This is a genomic window from Pseudomonas sp. NFACC45 (genome assembly GCF_900113505.1).
GTDB classification, from domain to species: domain Bacteria; phylum Pseudomonadota; class Gammaproteobacteria; order Pseudomonadales; family Pseudomonadaceae; genus Aquipseudomonas; species Aquipseudomonas tehranensis.
On sequence record NZ_FOPO01000003.1, the window covers coordinates 1 to 21,921 of the forward strand.

At 60.3% G+C, this 21,921-nt stretch carries 17 protein-coding genes, 1 tRNA gene, 1 rRNA gene and 2 pseudogenes; 11 read left to right on the plus strand and 10 right to left on the minus strand.

Going from position 1 to position 21,921, the window contains the following annotated elements; genetic code table 11:
* Window positions 1-13: 13 nt before the first annotated feature.
* The 4 genes from rrf (at window position 14) to BM132_RS05585 (ending at window position 3,844) form a co-directional block, all read left to right on the plus strand.
* A 5S ribosomal RNA gene (rrf, locus tag BM132_RS05570) occupies window positions 14-129 on the plus strand.
* 149 nt (window positions 130-278) lie between these two features.
* On the plus strand, window positions 279-938 hold the full coding sequence (locus BM132_RS05575; protein WP_092402551.1) for a paraquat-inducible protein A: 660 nt from the start codon (window positions 279-281) through the stop codon (window positions 936-938).
* Window positions 925-1,548, plus strand: coding sequence for a paraquat-inducible protein A (locus BM132_RS05580; protein ID WP_047229371.1), 624 nt, complete (start codon window positions 925-927; stop codon window positions 1,546-1,548). Before BM132_RS05575 ends, BM132_RS05580 begins: the two co-directional genes overlap by 14 nt.
* Window positions 1,541-3,844 (plus strand): PqiB family protein, encoded by a 2,304-nt coding sequence (locus BM132_RS05585; RefSeq protein ID WP_092454463.1) that lies wholly within the window; start codon window positions 1,541-1,543, stop codon window positions 3,842-3,844. Before BM132_RS05580 ends, BM132_RS05585 begins: the two co-directional genes overlap by 8 nt.
* Window positions 3,845-4,037: 193 nt before the next feature.
* Here BM132_RS05585 and mksF read toward each other — a convergent pair whose 3' ends face one another.
* Genes mksF through mksB form a run of 3 tightly spaced genes read right to left on the minus strand, consistent with a single transcriptional unit; the run spans window position 4,038 to window position 8,846 of the window.
* A complete protein-coding gene (gene mksF, locus BM132_RS05590; protein WP_092402549.1) occupies window positions 4,038-6,878 on the minus strand; it encodes an Mks condensin complex protein MksF in 2,841 nt (946 codons plus the stop codon).
* Window positions 6,875-7,576 carry an Mks condensin complex protein MksE gene (gene mksE / locus BM132_RS05595; RefSeq protein WP_047229373.1) on the minus strand — a complete coding sequence of 234 codons (702 nt, stop codon included), beginning with the start codon at window positions 7,574-7,576 and terminating at the stop codon, window positions 6,875-6,877. The genes mksF and mksE overlap by 4 nt, the downstream gene beginning before the upstream one ends.
* Window positions 7,566-8,846 carry an Mks condensin complex protein MksB gene (gene mksB, locus BM132_RS05600; protein WP_092402547.1) on the minus strand — a complete coding sequence of 427 codons (1,281 nt, stop codon included), beginning with the start codon at window positions 8,844-8,846 and terminating at the stop codon, window positions 7,566-7,568. The genes mksE and mksB overlap by 11 nt, the downstream gene beginning before the upstream one ends.
* 180 nt (window positions 8,847-9,026) lie before the next feature.
* Between mksB and BM132_RS05605 the strand changes: the two genes are divergently transcribed.
* Window positions 9,027-9,812: an energy transducer TonB gene (locus BM132_RS05605; protein ID WP_092402546.1), complete on the plus strand. Its 786-nt coding sequence runs from the start codon at window positions 9,027-9,029 to the stop codon at window positions 9,810-9,812.
* On the plus strand, window positions 9,805-10,257 hold the full coding sequence (gene rimI / locus BM132_RS05610; RefSeq protein ID WP_003205585.1) for a ribosomal protein S18-alanine N-acetyltransferase: 453 nt from the start codon (window positions 9,805-9,807) through the stop codon (window positions 10,255-10,257). Before BM132_RS05605 ends, rimI begins: the two co-directional genes overlap by 8 nt.
* Window positions 10,258-10,415: 158 nt before the next feature.
* Here the strand turns inward: rimI and BM132_RS05615 are convergent, their stop codons facing one another.
* Window positions 10,416-10,820, minus strand: a complete 405-nt coding sequence (locus BM132_RS05615; protein WP_092402544.1) for a serine kinase/phosphatase — start codon at window positions 10,818-10,820, stop codon at window positions 10,416-10,418.
* Between the two features lie 132 nt (window positions 10,821-10,952).
* Here BM132_RS05615 and can point away from each other — a divergent pair, with 132 nt between their 5' ends.
* Window positions 10,953-11,597 carry a carbonate dehydratase gene (gene can / locus BM132_RS05620; protein WP_092402542.1) on the plus strand — a complete coding sequence of 215 codons (645 nt, stop codon included), beginning with the start codon at window positions 10,953-10,955 and terminating at the stop codon, window positions 11,595-11,597.
* 10 nt (window positions 11,598-11,607) lie between these two features.
* Here can and BM132_RS05625 read toward each other — a convergent pair whose 3' ends face one another.
* The 3 genes from BM132_RS05625 to BM132_RS05635 all read right to left on the minus strand — a co-directional run bounded on the left by BM132_RS05625 (window position 11,608) and on the right by BM132_RS05635 (window position 14,999).
* A complete protein-coding gene (locus BM132_RS05625) occupies window positions 11,608-12,135 on the minus strand; it encodes an SET domain-containing protein (protein ID WP_092402540.1) in 528 nt (175 codons plus the stop codon).
* Between the two features lie 173 nt (window positions 12,136-12,308).
* Window positions 12,309-13,469, minus strand: coding sequence for a hypothetical protein (locus tag BM132_RS05630; RefSeq protein WP_092453919.1), 1,161 nt, complete (start codon window positions 13,467-13,469; stop codon window positions 12,309-12,311).
* 111 nt (window positions 13,470-13,580) lie between these two features.
* Window positions 13,581-14,999: a short-chain fatty acid transporter gene (locus tag BM132_RS05635; protein WP_076386741.1), complete on the minus strand. Its 1,419-nt coding sequence runs from the start codon at window positions 14,997-14,999 to the stop codon at window positions 13,581-13,583.
* A gap of 310 nt (window positions 15,000-15,309) precedes the next feature.
* Here BM132_RS05635 and BM132_RS28845 point away from each other — a divergent pair.
* The 4 genes and pseudogenes from BM132_RS28845 to BM132_RS05650 all read left to right on the plus strand — a co-directional run.
* Window positions 15,310-15,996: pseudogene (locus BM132_RS28845) on the plus strand (PAS domain-containing protein); the annotation flags it as partial.
* Window positions 15,997-16,104: 108 nt separating this feature from the next.
* Window positions 16,105-16,536: pseudogene (locus tag BM132_RS28850) on the plus strand (methyl-accepting chemotaxis protein); the annotation flags it as partial.
* 91 nt (window positions 16,537-16,627) lie between these two features.
* Window positions 16,628-17,182: a DUF2975 domain-containing protein gene (locus tag BM132_RS05645; RefSeq protein WP_092402534.1), complete on the plus strand. Its 555-nt coding sequence runs from the start codon at window positions 16,628-16,630 to the stop codon at window positions 17,180-17,182.
* 7 nt (window positions 17,183-17,189) lie between these two features.
* Window positions 17,190-17,414: a helix-turn-helix domain-containing protein gene (locus BM132_RS05650; protein ID WP_092402532.1), complete on the plus strand. Its 225-nt coding sequence runs from the start codon at window positions 17,190-17,192 to the stop codon at window positions 17,412-17,414.
* A gap of 72 nt (window positions 17,415-17,486) precedes the next feature.
* Here BM132_RS05650 and ggt read toward each other — a convergent pair whose 3' ends face one another.
* From ggt to BM132_RS05665, 3 genes are all read right to left on the minus strand, one after another.
* Window positions 17,487-19,328 carry a gamma-glutamyltransferase gene (gene ggt / locus BM132_RS05655; protein WP_092453923.1) on the minus strand — a complete coding sequence of 614 codons (1,842 nt, stop codon included), beginning with the start codon at window positions 19,326-19,328 and terminating at the stop codon, window positions 17,487-17,489.
* Between the two features lie 143 nt (window positions 19,329-19,471).
* A tRNA-Met gene (locus tag BM132_RS05660) sits at window positions 19,472-19,548 on the minus strand.
* 103 nt (window positions 19,549-19,651) lie between these two features.
* Window positions 19,652-21,709: a methyl-accepting chemotaxis protein gene (locus BM132_RS05665; protein ID WP_092453926.1), complete on the minus strand. Its 2,058-nt coding sequence runs from the start codon at window positions 21,707-21,709 to the stop codon at window positions 19,652-19,654.
* Window positions 21,710-21,921 lie beyond the last annotated feature (212 nt).

Consider the following 21,921-nt stretch of genomic DNA (forward strand, 5'->3'; position numbering starts at 1 on the left):
GGCTACCGAATTTCTTGACGACCATAGAGCATTGGAACCACCTGATCCCATCCCGAACTCAGCAGTGAAACGATGCATCGCCGATGGTAGTGTGGGGTTTCCCCATGTGAGAGTAGGTCATCGTCAAGATTAAATTCCGAAACCCCTATCTGCTGATGCAGGTAGGGGTTTTGTTTTGCCCGCAATAAAATTGCGCCGAGGCTGCGAATAAATTTGCACAGTTATTTTCAAGCCAGCGCACTAGAATAGCCTCCACCTTAGTTGAGCCAGAGCTCTTTATGCCCGATCCGTTTGACGCCCCTCGGTTGTCAGATCTGCCGTTGGATGACTTGGTGGCGTGCCATGAGTGCGACCTGTTGATGCGCAAGCCCCAGCTGGCCCATGGCGAAAAAGCCGAATGCCCGCGCTGTGGGTATGAGCTCTACGCTCACCGACACAATGTGGTCGAACGCAGTCTTGCCTTGGTCATTGCCGCTCTGCTGTTGTATGTGCCAGCGAACTTTTTACCCATCATGCAGCTCAATTTGCTCGGCCAATCCTCCCAAGACACCGTTTGGAGTGGTGTGGTCGGCCTGTTCAATACCGGCATGCAAGGTGTATCGGTGGTGGTTTTTCTGTGCAGCATGGGCATTCCACTGCTTAAACTGCTTTGCCAATTGGCTGTGCTACTGACCATTCGCTGGAATATCGGCCGTAGCTACGGCTTATTGCTCTATCGCATTTATCACCATTTACGCGACTGGGGCATGCTGGAGGTTTACCTCATGGGCGTGCTGGTCGCTATCGTCAAGTTGGCAGACATGGCGGCCATTACCGTGGGGCTTGGTCTGGTGTGTTTTATCAGTTTGTTGCTCGTTCAGGTCTGGCTGGAGGTGGTGATGTCGCCGCATCAGATCTGGCAAGCGTTATCAGGAGAGGACGCTCATGCGGGCGATTGATGCGGGTATTTTGATCTGCACAGAATGCCACGAGCTAAACCGGCAGGAAGCTGACGTTGATACACAAACCTGTACCCGTTGCGGCGCCCTGGTTCATCCTCGTCGCCCGAACAGCTTGATGCGGACCTGGGCGTTATTGGTCACTGCCGCGATTCTCTACATTCCGGCCAACATGCTACCGATCATGACCATCAACTCGTTGGGGCAAGGGGCTCCGAGCACCATCATGGCCGGGGTCATCGAGCTGGTTCAGCACGGGATGATTCCGATTGCCGCCGTGGTGTTTATCGCCAGTATCGTCGTTCCAACTTTCAAGTTGGTAGGCATTGCCTTGTTGCTGTTTTCCGTGCAACGGCACCAGCCCATGTCTGCGCGGCAACGGATCCTTATGTACCGTTTTATCGAGTTCATTGGGCGCTGGTCGATGCTGGACATTTTTGTGATCGCCATATTGGTGGCGGTAGTGAATTTCGGTCGACTCGCCAGTGTCGAAGCCGGTCTTGGTGCAATTGCTTTTGCCAGCGTAGTGATTTTGACAATGATTGCCGCAGTAACCTTCGATCCCCGACTGATTTGGGATAACACGGAGTCGGATGACGACCATGACTGATTTGCCTACCGCTAAAACCCGACCGGCTTCGAACTGGTCCGCGATTTGGGTCTTGCCGCTGATTGCCTTGATTATTGGTGGCTGGCTCGGCTGGCGGGCTTATAACGAAACCGGCATCGAGATCAACGTGCGCTTTGAAAGCGGCGAGGGCATTCAGGTCAACAAGACTGAAGTCGTTTACAAGGGTATGCCGGTCGGTAAAGTGAAGACCCTCAAGCTCGATGACGAAGGCAGCTCGAAGGGCGTGGTTGCGACCATTGAGATGAACAAGGACGTCGAGCAATACCTCAAGACCGGGACACGTTTCTGGCTGGTCAAGCCGAGCGTGACCCTGGCCGGGATCACCGGCCTGGAAACCCTGGTTTCCGGTAACTACGTGGCTATCAGCCCGGGGGAAGGAGAGCCGATCCGTAAATTCAAGGCCCTGGCCGAAGAACCGCCGCTATCGGACGCCAAGCCCGGTTTGCACCTGACCCTCAAGGCCGAGCGCCTGGGCTCGCTGAACCGTGGCAGCCCGGTGTTCTATAAACAGATCCAGGTCGGACAGGTGAAAAGCTACCTGCTGTCCGAGGACCAGGGCACGGTCGAGATCAAAATCTACATCGAACCGACTTATGCCAGCCTGGTGCGTAAACATACGCGTTTCTGGAATGCCAGCGGCATCAGCATCGATGCCAACCTGTCGGGCGTCAAAGTGCGCAGCGAATCCCTGGCGAGCATCGTGGCCGGTGGTATCGCGTTCGCCACGCCGGAGAGTCGCAAGGACAGTCCGCCCACGGACCCGAGCCTGCCGTTCCGTCTTTATGAAGACTTCGACGCAGCCGCTGCCGGCATCCGCGTGAAGGTCAAGCTCAGCGACTTCGAAGGATTGCAGGCCGGTCGTACCCCGGTGATGTACAAAGGCATCCAGGTGGGCAGCCTGAAGAACCTCAAGGTCGATCCGGACCTGTCCAGCGCTACCGCTGAATTGACCCTCGACCCACTGGCTGAAGATTACCTGGTGACCGGCACCCAGTTCTGGGTGGTCAAGCCGTCGATCTCCCTCGCAGGGATTACGGGCCTTGAGGCACTGGTCAAAGGTAACTACATCGCCATACGTCCCGGTGACAAAGGTGGTGCGCCGCAGCGTGAATTTGAAGCCAGGCCAAAGGCGCCACCGCTGGACTTGCGCTCGCCCGGGCTGCACCTGGTCCTGCTCACTGAAAACCTGGGCTCACTGGAGGTCGGCAGTCCGATTCTCTACAAACAGGTCAAGGTTGGATCGGTGCAGAGCTACCAGTTCTCCCGCAAGAAAAAGCAGTTGATCATTGGTGTGCACATCGAGAAGGAATACGAAGGTCTGGTCAACGGATCGACCCGGTTCTGGAATGCCAGTGGGATTACGCTCACGGGTGGTTTGACGGGGGGTATCCAGGTCAAGAGCGAATCCCTGCAAAGCCTGATGGCCGGCGGCATTTCTTTCGAGACGCCGGAACCCAATGTGCCGTTGAAAAGGCGCATCCCACGGTTCCGCCTGCATGCGGACCGCGAAGCCGCGCAACAGAAAGGCACAATAGTGACGATCAAAGTCGATCGTGCCGATGGTTTGCGCAGCGGCACGCCGATTCGTTTCAAAGGGCTGGATGTGGGCAAGATCGAGGACGTGGACCTCAGCGCCGACATGCAATCCATCCTGCTCACCGCACGTATCACCGAAGTGCCGGAGCGTATTGCTCGGGTTGGCTCCCAGTTCTGGGTGGTCAAGCCCGAACTGGGGCTGATGAAGACCTCGAACCTGGAGACGCTGGTGACCGGCCAGTACATCGAAGTACAGCCACCGGTGAAAAACCTGGGGCCGCAGAAAAACTTCGTGGCCCTCGCCAGCCCACCGCAAAACGTTGTTCCTGAAGCCGGTCTGAGCCTGGTGTTGAGCGCCGCTCGCCGTGGTTCGTTGAAGACCGGCGTGCCGGTGACGTATCGCGAGATTACTGTGGGCAAGGTGACCGGCTATGAATTGGGCCAGACGGCGGACCGTGTGCTGGTCCATATCCTGATCGAACCCAAGTACGCGCCACTGGTGCGCAGCGGCACGCGGTTCTGGAACACCAGTGGCTTCGGCATGGACTTCGGGTTGTTCAAAGGCGCGACAGTGCGGACTGAGTCGCTGGAGACGCTGATCCAGGGCGGCATTGCTTTTGCCACCCCGGATGGCGAGCGAATGGGCAACCCGGCGCGACCGGAGCAGACGTTCCCGTTGTTTGATCAGTTTGAAGAGGAGTGGCTGACCTGGGCGCCGAAGATCAAGCTGGGTAAGTGATGGGGGAAGTCAGGCTGTTCTGCCGCCATCGCGAGCAGATTTGCCCCCACCCAATGAGTGTCTTGCCGGATTGTCACGAACGACGCTAAACCTGTGGGAGCGAGCCTGCTCGCGATGATCCTGAAAAGCCCACCGCAATGAAAAAGGCCGCGATCCATGGGATCGCGGCCTTTTTTGTATCCGGCTATTCACCTCAAACCGGATCCAGCTCCGGCTCGTCGGCCTGCACGTTCACCGTGGCTTTCACCGCATCGTGACGGCGTATGTACTTCCAGTCCGCCTCGTCGATGTAGATGCCGTTGGGGCCGCTGCCGCCTTCCAGGTCGATGGCGACGCTGGCGCAGACTTGCGGCTTCACACTGGCCAGGATCGGCACAAAACCCAGCTGCAAACTGGTTTCCAGCAGCGCGGCCTGGTTTTTCTCGTCGATGTCTGCCGCTTCGTCAAGGTAGTACGGCAGACGCACGCGACCGGCCTGTTCGCGATCCATCAGGTGCAGCAACAAATACATGTTGGTCAGCGCCTTGATGGTCATCGTGGTGCCGTTGGACGCCGCGCCATCGATATCGGTGTGGATCACTGGCTGGCCGTTGACCTTGGTGATCTCGAAGGCCAGTTCGAACAGGTCCTTGAGGCCGAGCTGGTTGTGGTTGGCCGCCACCAGACGGGCCAGGTATTCCTTGGCCTCTTCGTTCTTGTTGTCCTGCTCGGCGCTCTGGCTGAGGTCGAACACCGACAGGGTCTCGCCTTCCTCGTACTGGCCGGCGCTGTGGATGATCTGGTCGATGTGCTTGAGCGCTTCCTTGTTGGGGGCCAGAACGATCCGGAAACTCTGCAGGTTGGACACCTGGCGTTTGTTGATCTCGCGGTTGAACAGCGCCAGTTGATGCTCGAGGCTGTCGTAGTCGCTGCGGATGTTGCGCAGGGTCCGGGCAATGTCAGTCACCGCCGCACGCCGTGCCTTGCCCAGGGTCAAGGCTTCGTCGGTACGGTGGGCATAGGCGTTGATCAACAGTTGCAGGCGGCGCTCCATGTCATCTTCGCTGTCGAACTTGGCCACGCCCTTGAGGCGGACCTGGGCGTACAGCGCTTCGATCTGGCCATCGACCCGCAACAGGCCCTGCCAGCTGTCCTGGTAGTCATTGAGCAGCGGCAGCAGGTTATCCATGGAGTCGTCAACCGGGTCCATGAACGGCGTGCCAAACGGCAGGTCCGCCGGCAACAATTGACGACGGCGCAGGGCATCGTCGAGGGTGCGTTGCTTGGCTTCCATGTCGGCGATCTGCCGGCCCACCAGTTGCAACTTGGCGGACAACTGCTGGACACGTTCGGTGAAGGCATCGCTGGAGCGCTTGAGTTCGTCCTGGGCGGCTTCCATCTGCGCGAGTTGTTCGAGCTTTTCGCCTTCTTCGGCGCTCAGGGTCTGCGTGCGACGGAAGTCTTCCAAGGCTTTTTGCGCATCCAGCACCTGCTGGTACAGCGCCTCGGTCTGGGTCTTGCTCGCGGCGCGGTCGGCGGCCACCGCTTGCTGGGTCTTGAGCTGCTTGAGTTCTTTTTCCAGGCGTTCTTTCTGGTCCCGCAGTGCGGCGCGGTCGGCCAAGGCTTGCAGGGCCGGCGGTTCGATATGGGACAGGTCGATGGACAGGCCCGGTACTTCGAAGCGCTCACCTTTGAAGCCGTCGAGGATCAGTTCCATGGATTTGACCCACTCGCCGTTCTCGTCCAGCGCGATGCCGTGCTCACCCAGCGGCAGGCTGAACAAGGCGCTGTTGAACAGGCGCATCAAGCGTTCGACGTCCTGCTGCGAGAATTCTTCCCGCAGGCGGGCGTAGCTGTTGTTGTCAGCGTGATCGAGTTGCTGCTTGACCGACTTCAGGCGCTTTTCCAGATCCCGCAGACGCTCCTCCAGGTCTTCGGCGCTGAACTGGCGGGACTGGGCGAGGGCGCCGGCCAGTTCATCGTGGGCATCCTTGGCCGCGAGCAGTTGTTGCTCCAGGACCTTGACGTCATCCACCAGGGCGAAGCGGTTCTTGAGCACCGACAGCTCGCCGATCCAGCGCTGGATGCCGCTGATTTCCCGTTCCAGGCGCATCAGTTCCTGAGTGCCGCCGCGCTGGTCGTTCTGCAACGAATCCTGTTCGTTGCGGTAGTGTTCGGCCTGGATGGTCAGCTCTTCCTTGCGCGCACTGGCGTAGTCCGACCAAGTACCCAGCAACGAGTCGAGCAACGGTGACAGGCGATGCAGTTTGCCGCGTAGGACATCGCGCTGCTTCACGCCATTGGCCAGCGCTTCCACCAATGGACCGGCGGCCACCAGGGAGTTGTAGTCCTGTTCCATGCGTCGTACATCGCGGAAGGCTTCTTCGCACGCGGCGATGTAATCCACGCTACCGGAACGCAGGCTGTGCTCGAACGCGTCGAGGAACAGTTGCTTGAGCTTGGCCGCGGTAATTTCGCGCATGTGCAACAGGTTGATGAACAGCGCGCGGAAGGTCTTGAGGCTTTGCTCGCTGGTGGAGCGCAGCGGGATCAGCGTCAGGTCCAGCGGAATCGAGGTATGACCGCCCACCAGCAGGCGGCGCAATTCATCGGGCTTGAGTTCGTAGGCTTTGAGGCCTTCGCGCTCCAGATTGGTGAACAGCTCTTTCTGACGCAGGCAGGTGTCGTCTTTCTGATAATGGGCCAGGTCCAGCTTGCCGGCGTAGGCAAAGAACTGGTGGCCGAAACCGCCGCCAGGGCCGCGCCCGACCACACCGATCACGTGCGGGCCGTGGGGCAGGGCGACTTCCACCAGGATGTAGCTGGTGTCCGAGGCAAAGTAGAACCGCCGGGATTGCTCCAGGCTGTACTTGCCGAAGCTCATGTCCGACATGCGCGCCAGGATCGGGAACTGCAGGGCGTTGATCGACGCGGATTTACCAAGGTTGTTCGCGCCGTAGACCGACAGCGGTTCTTCCAGCGGGAACAGGCCGAGGCTGTAGCCGGCGGTGTTCAAAAGGGCAAAGCGGCGGATGCCGTAGCGTTCCTTGCTCATGCGTCGGTCTCCTGTTCTTCGGCAATGGCGCGGGCCAGTGCGTCTTCTTCGCTTTCACCTTCGAATTCGCTGAGGTCCAGCGGATCGTCGGTCTGCAGCAGTTTTTCGTCGCTGTCTTCGTCGATCAATACCGGTGCCGGCAACGGCAGCACGCTGTGCAGGCTGGCGGCCAGGTCGCGGTCCTGCTGGACCGACAGGCAGACGTCGAGGAAGCGGTGCATCGGTGGCAGGAAACGGTAGACACCGTTCTCTTCGCCGGCAAAACCCAGCTGGGTCATGCGGCGCATGATTTTTTCTTCCAACTCTTCCTGGGTCTGCACTTCGGCCTGAAGGAACAGGTCGCGGTACTTTTCCAGCAACGAAGGCAATTCATCGCGGCCCAGGCTACCACCGTCGAGCACGGCAATCGGGTCGCGGCCCTGGTCGGCCAGGTGCTCGACGAGAATGAAGGTGAACAGCGCCAGGCGTTGGGCAGTCTTGTTCACCGCGGCGGCGGCCAGGTCCGGCACGAAGTAGTAGAAACCGCGAGTATCGCACACCAGTTCGAAGCCCAGGGCCTTGAACAGCGTGCGGTACTGGTCCTGGAAGTTGGACAGTTGCGCGTACAGCTCCGGGTCACGGCGGCTGACGTGGTAGCCCTTGAACAGCTCGCGAAAGATCGGCGCCAGCTGGGACAGTTCGGATAGATCAAGATGCATGGGGGATGCTCGCAGAATCCTCGGCGGCGGTGTCGCCAGCCGAGAGCAGGGCGAAGGAGCGCAGGCTGACCTGATGCTCGTGAGTGTGATAGTCGCGGCGTTCCAGACGCTCGCGCTTGAAGCGTTTTTCCCGCGACAGGCGCGAGAACCAGTACAGCAATTCGTCGGTGGCGCCGTCCGGCTCCTGCTCCAGCAACCAGGTCATCAGGTCCGGCATTGGCAGCGCGTCTTCGCAACGCTCGACCATCTCACGTACGGTGCGCGGCGCGCGAGGTGCCTCGCCACCCTTGTGGGTCTTGTGGGATTTGGGGAAACGCGCCGGTTTCGGTTCGAAACGGGCCAGGGCATAGACATAGGCTTCGACCTGGCTGGCGCTGCCCAGGAAGGTGCTTTGCGGCCGGGTGAATAGCGGCATGGCGGCCTGCGGCACGGCATCGAGGCCTTTGCGGCGAATGGCGGCCAGGGCCAACGCGGCGCCACGGGTCACGGCGTTGTGGCGGCGGGCCTCTTCGCGCAGCGGCAACAGCAATTCACGGGCATGGCGCAGGGTCAACTGGGCGCTGGTCTGCATCTCGAGGATGCGCGCGTGGGTGCGCAGCAGCATGTCGTCGTCCACCAGGTGCCCGAGGCGCTGCTGTTCGGTGAGCATGCGCAACAGCACATTCTCGACCTTGCGTACGCCTTGCTCGAACGCGCCGTCGGCGTTCACCAGTTGGATCATCGGCTCGACGTATTCGTCCCAGGTCGCCAGCACTTCAGCGTAACGCTGGCGCAGCGGAATCTGCCGGTCGCTGGTCTTGGCCCGTTCGGCCACCGCTACCAGGGCCTGTTCGTCGTTGGCGAGTTTCTTGAGGACGTCCCGCACGCGCATGTCGAGCAGGCGCAACTGGCGGGCCAGGTCGTTGCCGTCGCGAATGTCGAACGCGTCCTGGATGTAGCCGGCCAGACGCTCGAGGTGGCGCAGGTAAGCTTCGATTTCCAGGCACAGGCCGAGGCGGTGTTCGCGGCGCAGGTAGGCGAGGAAGTCATGGATCTGGGCGTTGAGCTCGAAACGGTTCGGGCTTTTTGCCACCGGTACGAGGATGTCCAGGCGGATCCACACGTCCAGCAGATTGGTGATGTCCTGGGGCGTGCTGTCCAGTTGTTGGGCGGCCAATTGTGAACGCAATTCGTTGAGGCTCAGGGTGCCCTGGTCGAAGTGCTCGCACAAAGGTTCCAGCAATGCCCAGTGTTCAGCGAGGGCGCGCAAGACGCGCTTGGGTTCGATCATCGCAATGGCCGTCGGGTTGGCAATTAAAAGGGGCGATTGTACTGCATCAGGCCGGTTGCGATTCACCCCTGAGACGGACTGTCGGTTGAATCGCTCAACTATTGATTCAACAGGGAAGCGATCTGTCTCGAAGGGCGGTAGAATCCCTCCCACTTTCAGTTATCCACAAGTGGCCGACCCTTGCTTATCGAGTCCCGCCGCCGCGCCTATCTGACCGCCATGCAGGTGGTCAACTGGCTGCCGCGTACCGAATTGCCGTTCGCCGCCCCGTCGCGGCCCGAGCTGCTGGAAACGCCCGAGCCGATCGAGATCGAGCCAGTCGTGACTGCGCCCGTGGCCAGGACGGTTGCCGAGCCGGTGGCGCCCGTGGTCGAGCGACCGAAAATCGAGGTCCCGCGCCCAAGCCTGGCTTCGACCCGCACCAACGCCAAACCGGTAGAGGCCGCCGATGAGACCCCGGCCCCGGTCAAGGCACCTTACGTCGCACCGCCGCGTTTCGCGCTGCAACTGCTACGGGCAGGGCGTTGCCTGCTACTGGTGGAACTGCCCACGGGCGAACCGTTTCAAAGCCGCGATCCGGCGTATCTGTTGCTCAAGGACATGCTGCGCGCCGCCGGTCTGCCGGACAGCCCACAGATCATTGGCGAGCCGGTGCGCTGGCCGTTGTTGTCCCGCGGGACCATGGACCAGGGGCCGGAAGCGGCACGCGATTTTGTCCAGGGTTTTGTCTCGGCGCGGCTTGAAGACGAGCCCTGCGCGTGCCTGTGGCTGATCGGTCTGCCGGCGGTGAAATTTGCTGGCGAGGTGGATGCGCAAGCGTTCAATCGCGAACTGCAGGTCGAAGGCCTGGGCTCGGCCTGGGCGTTGCCCGGCCTGGAATTGTTAATGGAAACGCCACAGCGCAAGGCTGATGTCTGGCAAGCCATGCGCCGGCTGATGGCGCGCTGGAAAGAATCGAATGAGTGACGCTGTATCGTTCCGCCCGATGACCGAGGCGGACCTCGACGCTGTGCTGAAAATCGAATACGCGGCCTACAGCCACCCCTGGACCCGGGGGATCTTCCTCGACGGGCTGGGTAAATACCAGATCTGGCTAATGTTCGAAGGCCAGCAGCAAGTGGGCCACGGCGTGGTGCAGATCATCCTGGATGAAGCGCACCTGCTCAACATCACCGTCAAACCGGAAAACCAGGGGCGTGGCTTGGGTTTGCGGCTGCTGGAGCACCTGATGTCCATTGCCTACAAAGCCGAGGCTCGGGAGTGTTTCCTAGAAGTACGTGACAGTAATCGCACGGCCTTCCGGTTGTATGAGCGCTACGGTTTCAATGAAATTGGCCGGCGGCGCGACTACTACCCTGCGGTGGGCGGACGTGAAGATGCGGTGGTCATGGCCTGTACTTTGGTCGATTGAGTTTCCCTTCGTTCGTTTCTGGCCGAACCACCGCCATCGCGAGCAGGCTCGCTCCCACAGGGAATTGGCGGTGGATACAAATTTTGAGGCCACACAGAAATCAATGTGGGAGCGAGCCTGCTCGCGATGGTGACAGTGCTAACGACCCTCAGGTGCGATCAGCGCTTGCCATCCAGCGGGTCGATATCGGCCATTTCCGCTTCATCCAGCCCGTCGCCCCCGCCAATATCATCTTCATCCACAACGCTGAGGTCCCAGTCGGCCTGCCCATCGTCACCGGCCTCATGGGCGTCCCGGGCACCGTCTTCGCGGATCAGTGTTTCCGGGCTCATGTCGTCGTCGGTGGCTTCGTGATCATCCATCGAGGCCCCTGTCAGCCCGGCTTCACGCACGCGTTCACGAGGCATCAACTGCTCGCGTTCGTTTTCCGGCAGTTCGTCACCGATTTTCGCGCTGGGCTCTTGTTCGTCGAATTCCAGTTCATGCATCGAGCCCATGCGGTCTTCGTTATCGTCGATGGGTTCCGGTTGAACCGCGTCGAAAGGACGTCGTGAATCATTCATGGCAATTCCTCATACTGTGGGGCTTACTGGGTGGACCCACAGCCGTGGCGAGAATTCCAACGGCATTCTGGACGTGACCTCGACAGGCGGTCGTCTGTCAAAGTTGCGCACTATTCTCGAGGGCTAGATAGCATGAACGAATTACAAGATCTGATTGATAACAACGCACGCTGGGCCGATGCGATCAAGCAGGAAGATCCTGACTTCTTTTCCAAGCTGGCCCGTCAGCAAACCCCTGAGTATCTGTGGATCGGCTGTTCCGATGCGCGGGTGCCGGCCAACGAGATCGTCGGCATGCTGCCCGGCGATCTGTTCGTGCACCGTAACGTGGCCAACGTGGTGCTGCACACCGACCTCAACTGCCTGTCGGTGATCCAATACGCGGTGGACGTGCTCAAGGTCAAACATATCCTGGTCACCGGGCATTACGGCTGTGGCGGCGTGCGTGCCTCGATGCAGGATCGTCAACTGGGTCTGATCGACGGTTGGCTGCGTTCGATTCGCGACCTCTACTACGAGCACCGCGAAACGTTGGCCCAATTGCCGACCGAAGAAGAGCGCGTGGATCGTTTGTGCGAGCTCAACGTGATCCAGCAGGTGGCCAACGTCGGCCATACCAGCATCGTGCAGAACGCTTGGCATCGCGGGCAGAAACTGTCGATCCACGGCTGTATCTACGGGATCAAGGATGGCCGCTGGAAAAGCCTGGATACGACGATCAGCGGTTTCGAGCAGTTGCCGCCGCAGTATCGGTTGCGTCCGGTCGACGCGCCCTGATTCGGTTCATTCAGTCGCGATGACAGCGGCGACGCCAGTGCCGCAGAAATTTCATCCCTCGCTCGTTGGGCGGTTCGTCATAGCCTGTGATCCAGCCATGACAGTTGGACGAACCGCACCGGCAGGCGAACTGTCGATACAATTTCTGTTCGGTACTGGCGTAATCCATCGTCAGGCAGTCACCTTCCTCGATGGTGGTCAGCGCCCATAACCACAGTTCGCTCATGTCCAGGAAAACATTCGGGCTGCAGGAGTGCTGCAGCAATCCGGCGAAGCGCGGGTCATACATGTGGATGTCCGGCAGGATCTGCAGTGTATGCAGGCGTCGTCGGCTCACGATCAGCCCCGATACCCTGCACATCCTTTCCAACGGCGCAAACCGCCTGCGGGCGACGATGCCATTGCCGCGGCCGTTAGTCGTCTGGCGCACTTCGAAATCGCGCCTGGATGGATAACCCATGCGCGTGCTGAGTTGTTTCTCGGGATAGATGCCGTCCCGGTTCGCTGAGAAAGCGTTGTCTGCAAGGAAGGTGGTCATGACGGTCCCTGTCGCGTAGGACGCTCGGCCTTCTGGCGCTGGCGATCCTGCCAGCGGTCGTTGAAACCTGCCTAGCTTCGCGCAACCTTGAAACGACATCTACTGTCGACTCTGACAGGAGCCAAAGGCGCTTTCCCGCGTGAGCGCAGGCTTACGCGGGAAAGCCCTTGGGTTTACACCGCGTCAGGCAGCGCTGGCATAGGGACTTTCAATTGTGGAAGTTGTGATTTGATCGCCGGCTCCGCGCATTTTTTCGCGGCATCGTCCGCAGACAGCTTGCGGATCGAGGTATAGAACAGCTCACAGGTTTCTTCCTTTTGCGTGACCTGCCAGGTCTGTGTGCATTGGTTCAATTGCGCCGTCGGATCGGTGCCCGGTTTGCTGCCCATGCCGGCTTGCCAGCATGCAGCGCTCAGGTCCTGGCCCATGACTTTCAAACCGGCCGCATCCGCCTTGGCCTGGTCACCGTCGTAGCTGTCAGGATCGGCGGCATACCAGATGTAGCTCGGGTGGTTGGAACCCAGGACCGGAACCTTGACGCCCGCAGACGGAGTAATGGTTGCCAGGCCGAGCACGTTCACGGTCTGGCCGTACTGTGTCTTGATCCAGTTCCGCACGGGAGCGCCGAAGGCCACCATCGGCAGCGTTTCTCCGCTGGTGTTTTGACTGACCTCCTTGACCATGGTGGTCTGGTAATCGTTGAAATAGTCGTAGACCCCGCCCAGCGCCTGACCGGCATCGGATGGGGCGGCGATGGGCGCGATGTCGATGATGGTCTGGTAGGCCGGGGTCTGTTCGGCGGCGATGCCGTTGGCGGTCAGCAGCGTGGCCCAGCGATCGGTGGTGGCCGACTCCAGATAGTCCTGCGCCTGGGTCAGGGAGTAATCCGGCGGGAAGTGCAGCAACTCGATGCTCTTGCGGTTCTCCAGAGCCATGCCCAGTGGCAGGAACAGGTACCAGTCGTAGGCCCATTTGTTATCGCTGTTGAGTTTGCTGGCCCCGTTGTATGCCAGGTCACCGGCGTCGAGCAGCGCAGTCAGTGGTTGACCGTAACCCTTCGGCACTCCGCTGATGCTGGCATAGACTTTATCGTTATCGCGTTTGACGCTGACCTTGGCCTTGCTATAGCCATCGCGTTGCACACTTTGGCTCAGGTAATGCTCGACGGTCTGCTCCAGCGTCCAGTCGCGAAAGCAAATGACGTTGCAGTTATTGGGATAAGCGAAGAGACGGGTGACGCGTTCGGTACTGCCAAGGTATACGTCGATGTCGGCGGCGTGGGCGGCGGCACTGAAGGCCAGGGTGGCAAAAGAAAGTACGGCGAGTTTGGACATGCTCAGATCCTTTTCAGCGTGTGGACCCCTCGAACAGGGTGTAGCCATACTGAAACAGACCGGAGCGAAGAAAAAGTGGGCCGACGAAAATATCGACCCTTTTTTATGGCTTTATGGCATCACAGGCGGTAGATAAGACAATGTCGTCCCCAGTGCCCACAGCAGCACCAGCACCAATGGCGTGTGAACCAGTAGTTGCACGAAGGAGAAACCGATCAGGTCCCGGGCCTTGAGCCCCAACACCCCCAGCAGCGGCAGCATGTAGAACGGATTGATCAGGTTTGGCAGCGCTTCGGCGGCGTTATAGATCTGTACCGCCCACCCCAGGTGATAGTTCAGATCATTGGCCACCTGCATGACATAGGGGGCTTCGATGATCCATTTGCCGCCTCCCGATGGAATGAAAAAGCCCAGCACCGCCGAGTAGGCGCCCATCAACACGGCGTAGGTATCGTGGGACGCGATCTGTACGAAAAAGGTGGATATGTGATGGGCAAGTGTCTGGGCGTCGCTACCCTTGACCGTGGTCAGCAGCGCGGCAATCGAGCCATACAACGGGAACTGGATCAGTACGCCGGTGGTGGTCGGCACCGCGCGCGCCACGGCATCGAGAAAGCTGCGCGGCCGCCAATGCAGCAACGCGCCAAGCATCAGGAACAGGAAATTGTAAGTGTTAAGCCCGGAGATGGCGCTTATCGCAGGTTTGGTCGAGAACTCGTGGAACAACCAGCCGGCGGCCAGCAACGCCAGGGCAATGGTCAGCAGCGGGCTATGTTCCAGCCACTCTCCCGGGCGGGTGCGAGGCTGCAACGCTGGCATGCTGAAGCTAGGGTCTATCCCGCAGGCGGCGGCGTCACGGGCACTGTTCGGGCCGGGAGCGGTGGCATAGGCCACGATCAGCGAGATCACGATCAACGCCAGCAACATCACCCCGGATTGCCAGAGAAAAATGGTCTGGGTGAATGGAATGACCCCAGTAATCGACAGGATCGATGGTGGCAGGCTGGCCGGGTTGGCCTGCAATTGCGCCGCCGACGAAGACAAACCCAGTGCCCAAACCGCGCCCAGGCCCAGGTAAGCGGCGGCGCCGGCGGCACGATAGTCCATTTTCAGATCGGTGCGACGGGCCAGGGCACGTACCAATAAACCGCCAAATACCAGGGAAAGACCCCAGTTGAGCAGCGACGCGACCATGGAGATCAGCGCGACCCAGGCCACCGCAGAGCGGCCATTCTTCGGGATGCGGGCCAGGCGATCGATCAGTTTGACAGCCGGCGGCGAGCTGGCGACCACGTAACCGCCGATCACCACGAAGGCCATTTGCATGGTGAACGGTATCAGGCTCCAGAAGCCATCGCCGAACGCCATGGCGGCGGCCGTGGGCTTGGCGCCGATGAACAGTGTCGCCACCGCTACCACCAGTACCGCCAGTGCGGCAAACACCCAGGAGTCAGGGAACCAGCGCTCGGCAAAACTGGAGCAACGCAGGGCGAAGCGGGCGGAACGGCTGTCTTGTATGTCGGTGGTCACGGCAATTACCTCGGTTTTTATGGTTATAGGTATTGGGTGCGGCATGGTATTGGCGTGCAGGCGCCAACACTGGAACACTCCAGTGACCATGGAGGTTAATCCGGGTTCGCGAGCGCGCAGGATTATTTTCAGACGCGGCCTGTGGCGCTCTTTAGAAAAAAATCGGCGAGCCGATGGCAAGAGAACAGGCCACCTAACTCTCCTGCTCTCGGAGCATGCCATGTTCAATAAACGCTTGAAGCAGGAGCTTTCGGCTCTTCGCCAGGAACTGTCCAGCCTTGTGCAGGTGAAGGAGAGTCTGGACCGCGAGATGCTGGCCCTCACGCTGGATGCCGAAGGGCGGGTGCAAACGGTCAATCAGAACTTCCTCGACGAAATGCACTACAAGACCCAGGACCTCATCGGCCGGTCTGTCGAAGAGCTGGTGCCGGCTTACCTGAAGTCCAATGAGTTCCAGTTGCGTTTCAAGACGGCGCTGACTCGAGGCGAGCATTTCTCCGGCGCCGTACGGCTGCTCCGGGGCAACGGTAAGGAAGCCTGGTTGCGTTCGATTCTCCAACCGGTACGGGCGACTGATGGGCGAATCCGCTATTTCTCGATGTACTCCAGCGACCTGACTCGTACCATCGAGGCGTCGCGCGAGCATGAAAACCTCATTGGTGCGCTGGTGCGTTCAACGGCGCTGATCGAATTCGACCTGGGCGGTCACATACTGACAGCCAATGATCGCTTCCTTAATGCCATGGGTTACAGCCTGGCGCAGATCAAGGGCAAGCATCACCGAATGTTTTGCGAGCCGGAGGAATACAACAGCGCCACCTACCAGCAGTTCTGGCAGCGTCTCAATAGCGGCGAGTTTGTGGCCGGTCGCTTCAAACGCCTGGACAGCAACGGCCGTGAGGTCTGGTTGGAAGCCTCTTACAACCCGGTGCTCGACTCCAACGAACGACTGTACAAAGTGGTCAAGTTCGCCACGGACATCACCGATCAGGTCAACCAGGAAAAAGCCGTCGCCGAGGCGGCCAGCATTGCCTACAGCACCTCGTTGCAAACCGACAGCAGCGCCCAGCGCGGCACTACCGTGGTGACCCAGGCCGTGGATGTGATGCGCGACCTGGCCCGGCACATGCAATCCGCCGGCGAAGGCATCGAGGCCCTGAATGAGCAATCGCTGGTGATCGGCACCATCGTCAAGACCATCAGCGGTATTGCCGAACAGACCAACCTGCTGGCGCTCAATGCGGCCATCGAAGCCGCCCGGGCTGGTGAGCAGGGCCGGGGCTTCGCGGTGGTGGCTGATGAAGTGCGGCAACTGGCGTCGCGTACCAGTCAGGCCACTGATGAGATCGTCGGCGTGGTTCGCCAGAACCAGGACATGGCCCGCAACGCCGTGGCACTGATGACCGACGGCCAGCACCAGGCCGAACAGGGCCTGGCCCTGGCAGCGGAGGCGGGGACGGTGATCGTCGAGATTCAGGATGGAGCGAAGAAGGTGGTCGATGCCGTGAGCCAGTTTGCCAATCAGTTGTCGACTTGAGTTCGATATTATCGTTTTTTACATATTAATTATTGTTTGGCGATAATTTAGACGCTATGGTTCGCGCTTCCTTTGTTCTGTGGAGCCTCCTATGTCTTCGAATCGTCTCGCCCTGTACAGCCAGCGCATGGCTGTCATCACACTTCTCTTCATTATCACGATGATGGTCCTCAACGCCGGGGTCTGGCTGTTTCCTGACGTTGCTTCAGAATACGGTCTGGGCTTTGCCCTGACCGAGCGACAGCTGTCGAGCTTGTCAGCAGAGGCTATGCGCTTGACTGGCTGGCAATGCCTTGGCGCAATGCTGTTGTCGAGCATACCGCTGCTGGCACTGGCGTTCGGGCTGGGCCATTTGCGGCAGTTGTTCCAGCGATATGCCCAAGGCGAGTACTTTTCCAGCGACGCAGCCGTTTGCCTGGGGAAGGTAGGTCGCGCTGTGGCGCTGTGGGTGCTGCTGGATTTCCTGTGTGAGCCGTTTCTCAGCCTGCTGGTGACGATCAACGCACCGGTCGGTCAGCGTTTGCTTACCTTCAGTGTTACCGCCCCGTCGTTTGTCGCGTTGTTTCTTGCAGCCTGCATTGCAATCATTGCCCGGATATTGTCCCGGGCCAGTGAAGTCGATTCAGAAAACCGAACTTTCGTTTGAGAACCCTATGCCTATCGTTATTCAACTTGATGTGATGCTGGCGACGCGCAAGGTTAAATCCAAGGACCTTGCCGCCGCGATAGGCATTACTGAAGCCAACCTTTCCTTATTGAAGCAAGGAAAGGTCAAGGGTATTCGCCTGGCTACCCTCGAAGCGATTTGCAGCTATCTGCAATGTCAGCCTGCCGATCTGCTGATTTACCAACCGCAGAGCGACGCCCCCAAGGCCTGACTCCTGGGGGAGCGAGCCTGCTCGCGATGGCCGGCGACGCGACTTCGCAGACCGTCCGGATAGCCGCGACGCTCAATCCCCCAGCGCCTGGCCCTCACGCCGCGGGTCCGCTCCACCGGCCAGTGAGGTTTTGCCCTGGGCATCACGGACTCGGACGATCGCCTGGGTCCCACTGGTCATGTCGATTTCACTCACGGCATGGCCTTTGTTTTTCAACGCCTGGATCAGCGTCGGGCTGAATTGACCTTGTTCCAGTTCGGTGGGGCCGTTGCGGCTGCCGAAGTTGGGAAGATTGATGGCGGTTTGCGCGTCCAAGTCCCAGTCCAGCAGGCCGATCACTGACTTGGCGACGTATTCGATGATTTGGGAGCCGCCCGGTGAGCCGACAGCGGCCAGCAGTTCACCGCTCTGGCGATCGAAGATCAGGGTCGGCGCCATGGACGAGCGGGGGCGTTTGCCGGGTTCGACGCGGTTGGCGACCTTTTGCCCATTTTCTTCGGGTATGAACGAGAAGTCGGTCATCTGGTTGTTGAGCATGAAGCCCCGGACCATAAGGTGTGAGCCGAACGCTGACTCCACCGTGGTGGTCATCGACACGGCGCCACCCTGGTCATCCACTGCCACCACTTGCGAGGTGGAGATGCGCAGGGGCGAACGGTCCGGGGCGTAGGCCACCTGGACGCCCGGCGGTGTGCCGGGTTTGGCGATGCCCATGCTGCGTGGGCCGATCAGGCTCGCGCGGCTGGCCAGATAACCGGGATCGATTAGCCCTTTGACCGGCACGGGGACGAAGTCCGAGTCAGCAACATACAGCGCACGGTCGGCGTAGGTCAGGCGTTCGGCTTCGGCGATCAGATGCACTGCTTCGGGCGTCGGCTCAATGCCGGCGGGTTTCTCGGTCTTGACGGGTTTCATGGGGGCTAGGGCGGTGCGGCTGTCGCGCTGCTCCAATGCCTGCAAGGTTCCGAGGATCTGCGCCACGGCGATCCCGCCCGAAGACGGGGGCGCCATGCCACAGACTTGCCAGCGCTTGTAGTCAGTGCAAAGCGGCGCACGTTCCCGAGCGGCGTAGCCCTGGAGATCATTCAATGACAGGCTGCCGGGGTTGGCATGCTCCTGCACCTTGGCGACGATTTCTTCGGCAATCGGCCCTTTGTACAAGGCGTCGGGGCCTTCGCTGGCGATGCGCTTGAGCACGTCGGCCAAAGCGGGATTTTTCAGCCGCGTACCGACCGCTTTCGGGCTGCCATCGGCGTTCAGGAAATAGGCGGCCATGTCCGGCGACCCCGGTAAGGATGCGTCGGCCGCAATCATCGAGTGCAACCTGGGTGAGATCGCAAAACCCTGTTCGGCCAACGCGATGGCCGGTTCGAACAGCGTGGCCCATTCAAGTCGGCCATGTTTGCGATGGGCCAGCTCCAGCGCCCGCAACACGCCCGGTGTGCCCACGGAACGGCCGCCTATCTGCGCGGCGGTAAACGGCATGGGTTTGCCATCTGCTTGCAGGAAAAGTCTCTCGGTGGCGCCGGCCGGTGCCGTTTCGCGACCGTCGTAAGTACGTACTGCCTTGCCGTCCCACAACACAATGAATGCACCGCCACCGATCCCGGAGGACTGCGGTTCCACCAGGGTCAGCACCGCCTGCATGGCAATCGCCGCGTCGATGGCCGAACCGCCGCGCCGCAACATCTGCCGTCCGGCTTCGGCTGCCAGCGGGTTGGCCGCCGCGGCCATGTGCTTGTCGGCATGGCGGGTCTGCAAGTCGGTGCGGTAGCCGGAGGCGATCTCCGGTGCAATGGGCAATGCTGGGGTTGTGGAGGAGGGCGGGGCTTTACAGGCAACCAGGGCCAGGGCGACAGCCAGCAGCGAAACGGCTGACAGGCGATGAAGATTGGGTTTCAGATCTGCAAGCATGTGTCGCTCCATCCGTGGGCCAGGGGATAGGGAACGACTGTAGCGATGCGAGGCGTCTGGCGCAAATCAGCGCGGACTTGAGAGAAGGCTTTTATCGAGGCATAAAAAAACGGCTTATCTTTCGATAAGCCGTTTTTAGTACTTGGTGGCTACACAGGGACTTGAACCCCGGACCCCAGCATTATGAATGCTATGCTCTAACCAACTGAGCTATGTAGCCAAGTGGCGCGCATTATTCGCCGGTAACGAAGATGTGTCAAGCGTAAATCTGAAATATTTCTCAGCGCTTTCAACCGCTTATCCATCCTCGCTGCAAATACCCGTCAACCGAGTTGAAATCTCCCTGTGTTGGCGCTCAGGGCCTGGCTGCCTTGGCTCAACGTATCCGCCGCGAGGTTCACCGCGCGTGCCCCTTCAAGCAATCGCATGGCCGCCTGGTCGACCTGTTGGATATTGCCGCTGACCTCGTCGGCGGTGCTGGCTTGTTCGTCCACCGCGGTGGCGATTTGTGCCAGGGTGTCGGTGACGCTCTGCACGGCGCTGGCAATTTCTCCCAGTCGCTCGCCAAGGCCGGTGACGGCTTGCGCGTCGGTCTGGGCCTGGCCGCACGCGGCTTCCATCAGGCTGACCGCTTCGTTGACCGTAGCGCGCAGGCTGTCGACGGTGCCAGCAATCTGTTGGGTGGAGGACTGGGTGCGTTGCGACAGGCTGCGTACCTCATCGGCCACCACCGCGAAACCACGGCCTTGTTCCCCAGCGCGAGCGGCTTCGATGGCCGCATTGAGGGCCAGCAGGTTGGTCTGCTCGGCCACGCCACGGATGGTGTCGACCACCATCTGGATCTGTTGCCCCTGTTCGCTGACCCGGCCCAATGCGGCGGCGGTTTCGTTGAGGCGCTGGTTGAGTTGCTGGATGCTCGCCGTGGTGCGTTGACTGTCGCGGCTGCTGTCGGCGGCGATACGCCGGGTCTGCTGGGCGCTGTCAGAGGCCTGCTCACAGCTTCTCGCGACCCCTTGCGAGGTGGCGGCCAGTTGCGTAGCGGCGGCCGCGATCTGGCTGATTTGCATCTGTTGGGCTTCGACTTCCCCCAGGGCGCCGCTGGAGTGAGTGTTGAGGGTGCGCACGGCATTGCTCAACTGCAACGTTTCGTGGTCCACACCCAACAGGCTGTTGCGCAACTGCACCACCGCGACGTTGAGAGCGGTACTGATGGCCGCCAGTTCGTCGCGTCCTTGCACGGGTACTTGCAGGCTGAGGTTGCCGTCACGCAGGGCTTCGGCCAGTAATGTGATACCACTGGCGCTGCGGCGGATGGACGCTTGCAGGCAGACGAAGAGGTAAAGCGCGGCCAGTAGCAGACAACCCAGCACCGCGGCCACCAGGGTGAACTGGCGGATGGCTGAGGAGTGGTAGTGGTCCAGTCGCGCATCCAGTGCCATCAGAGACTGCTGGCGCAATGTCGCCAAGTCCGCCAGGAGCGCATCCATGTGTTTCTCGAACTCTTCCGGCTTGAGGCTGATGGAGCCGGCGAAGACCCCTTCATCCAAGACTTTCAGGCCGGAATCCAGATGCTTGAGGCTGTCCTGGAATTGCCCGGCCCAGGTTTGCAGTTCGCTGGGCAGGCGGGCTTGCAGCACCCCGCCGGTTTTGACCAGTTGATCCCGGGCATCGCCGATCCGGCTGCGCAGGTCGCGCAATTGCAGGCGGCTTTGCAGGGTGAATTGACCCGACACAACAGAGGCCTGGCCAACGCTGGTCAAGCGCGCGACCCGTTCGATCAGGTCCGGTGTCTGCTGGGTCGAGATCTGGATCAGCAGGTAGGTTTCCAGCCAGGAGGCGAGGGTCAGGCGATTGTCCATGACGATTTGTTCGCGCAAGGCTTGCAAGGCACTTAAGGCCGCAGTGAAGCGGTCATAGCCGTCCGGCCACCAACCGACGGTGCCCAGGCTTTTCGAATCAAGACCATTGAGACTGGTTTGCAGCGTTTGGAAGCGGGCGAGGGTGTCGGCTCCGGCACCTTCGGTTTGCAAGGTGCTACCCAGGTCATTGGCGGCCTGGTTGAGGGCCGGCTGCACGGCATCGAAAGCCGCCATCGCGGCAAGCGTCGCCGGTGTTGCCTGGCGATTGGTTTCCGTGGCTCGCCAACGGGCCGCGCGGTTGCGCTGGGCGGCGAGCAGGTTGTCCAGGTTATCCAGGGCCAGCAACTGGCGAACCCCGGCGCGTTCTTCGGAAATCAGGCTGAGTTTGTCGCGATAGTCCTGGCCAATGATCCACAGGCTGCCCATCAGTGGCAGGATGAAAAGCAGGAACAGCAACTGAAATTTGCGGGCAAAGCCGAAACGCCCCAGCAACCTGATTCCCGGTGATAGAAAAGCCTGCATGCCCATACTCCCCTGAACACCCTTGCACTATTTTTGTGCGTTTCGACACAATGCCGAAACAGGTGCCCTTTTAAAAGGCCTCGAAAGTTTGTCCAGGCCCGCTCTGTAGGCTGGCTCTGTAGCGAAACTTCCCATTCTCGGTCCCCTTTGTAAGGGGCCGCGTTGTAGACCGTTAACAAGGCAAGATTCAGACCATGGCTTTGCGCTATTAC

Coding starts and splice junctions, on each gene's coding strand:
- BM132_RS05575 (WP_092402551.1), top strand. CDS start 279: ATGCCCGATCCGTTTGACGCCCCTCGGTTGTCAGATCTGCCGTTGGAT.
- BM132_RS05585 (WP_092454463.1), top strand. CDS start 1,541: ATGACTGATTTGCCTACCGCTAAAACCCGACCGGCTTCGAACTGGTCC.
- BM132_RS05630 (WP_092453919.1), bottom strand. CDS start 13,469: ATGTCCAAACTCGCCGTACTTTCTTTTGCCACCCTGGCCTTCAGTGCC.
- BM132_RS05625 (WP_092402540.1), bottom strand. CDS start 12,135: ATGACCACCTTCCTTGCAGACAACGCTTTCTCAGCGAACCGGGACGGC.
- BM132_RS05645 (WP_092402534.1), top strand. CDS start 16,628: ATGTCTTCGAATCGTCTCGCCCTGTACAGCCAGCGCATGGCTGTCATC.
- rimI (WP_003205585.1), top strand. CDS start 9,805: ATGAGTGACGCTGTATCGTTCCGCCCGATGACCGAGGCGGACCTCGAC.
- BM132_RS05580 (WP_047229371.1), top strand. CDS start 925: ATGCGGGCGATTGATGCGGGTATTTTGATCTGCACAGAATGCCACGAG.
- mksF (WP_092402549.1), bottom strand. CDS start 6,878: ATGAGCAAGGAACGCTACGGCATCCGCCGCTTTGCCCTTTTGAACACC.
- mksB (WP_092402547.1), bottom strand. CDS start 8,846: ATGATCGAACCCAAGCGCGTCTTGCGCGCCCTCGCTGAACACTGGGCA.
- BM132_RS05615 (WP_092402544.1), bottom strand. CDS start 10,820: ATGAATGATTCACGACGTCCTTTCGACGCGGTTCAACCGGAACCCATC.
- BM132_RS05665 (WP_092453926.1), bottom strand. CDS start 21,709: ATGCAGGCTTTTCTATCACCGGGAATCAGGTTGCTGGGGCGTTTCGGC.
- mksE (WP_047229373.1), bottom strand. CDS start 7,576: ATGCATCTTGATCTATCCGAACTGTCCCAGCTGGCGCCGATCTTTCGC.
- BM132_RS05650 (WP_092402532.1), top strand. CDS start 17,190: ATGCCTATCGTTATTCAACTTGATGTGATGCTGGCGACGCGCAAGGTT.
- ggt (WP_092453923.1), bottom strand. CDS start 19,328: ATGCTTGCAGATCTGAAACCCAATCTTCATCGCCTGTCAGCCGTTTCG.
- can (WP_092402542.1), top strand. CDS start 10,953: ATGAACGAATTACAAGATCTGATTGATAACAACGCACGCTGGGCCGAT.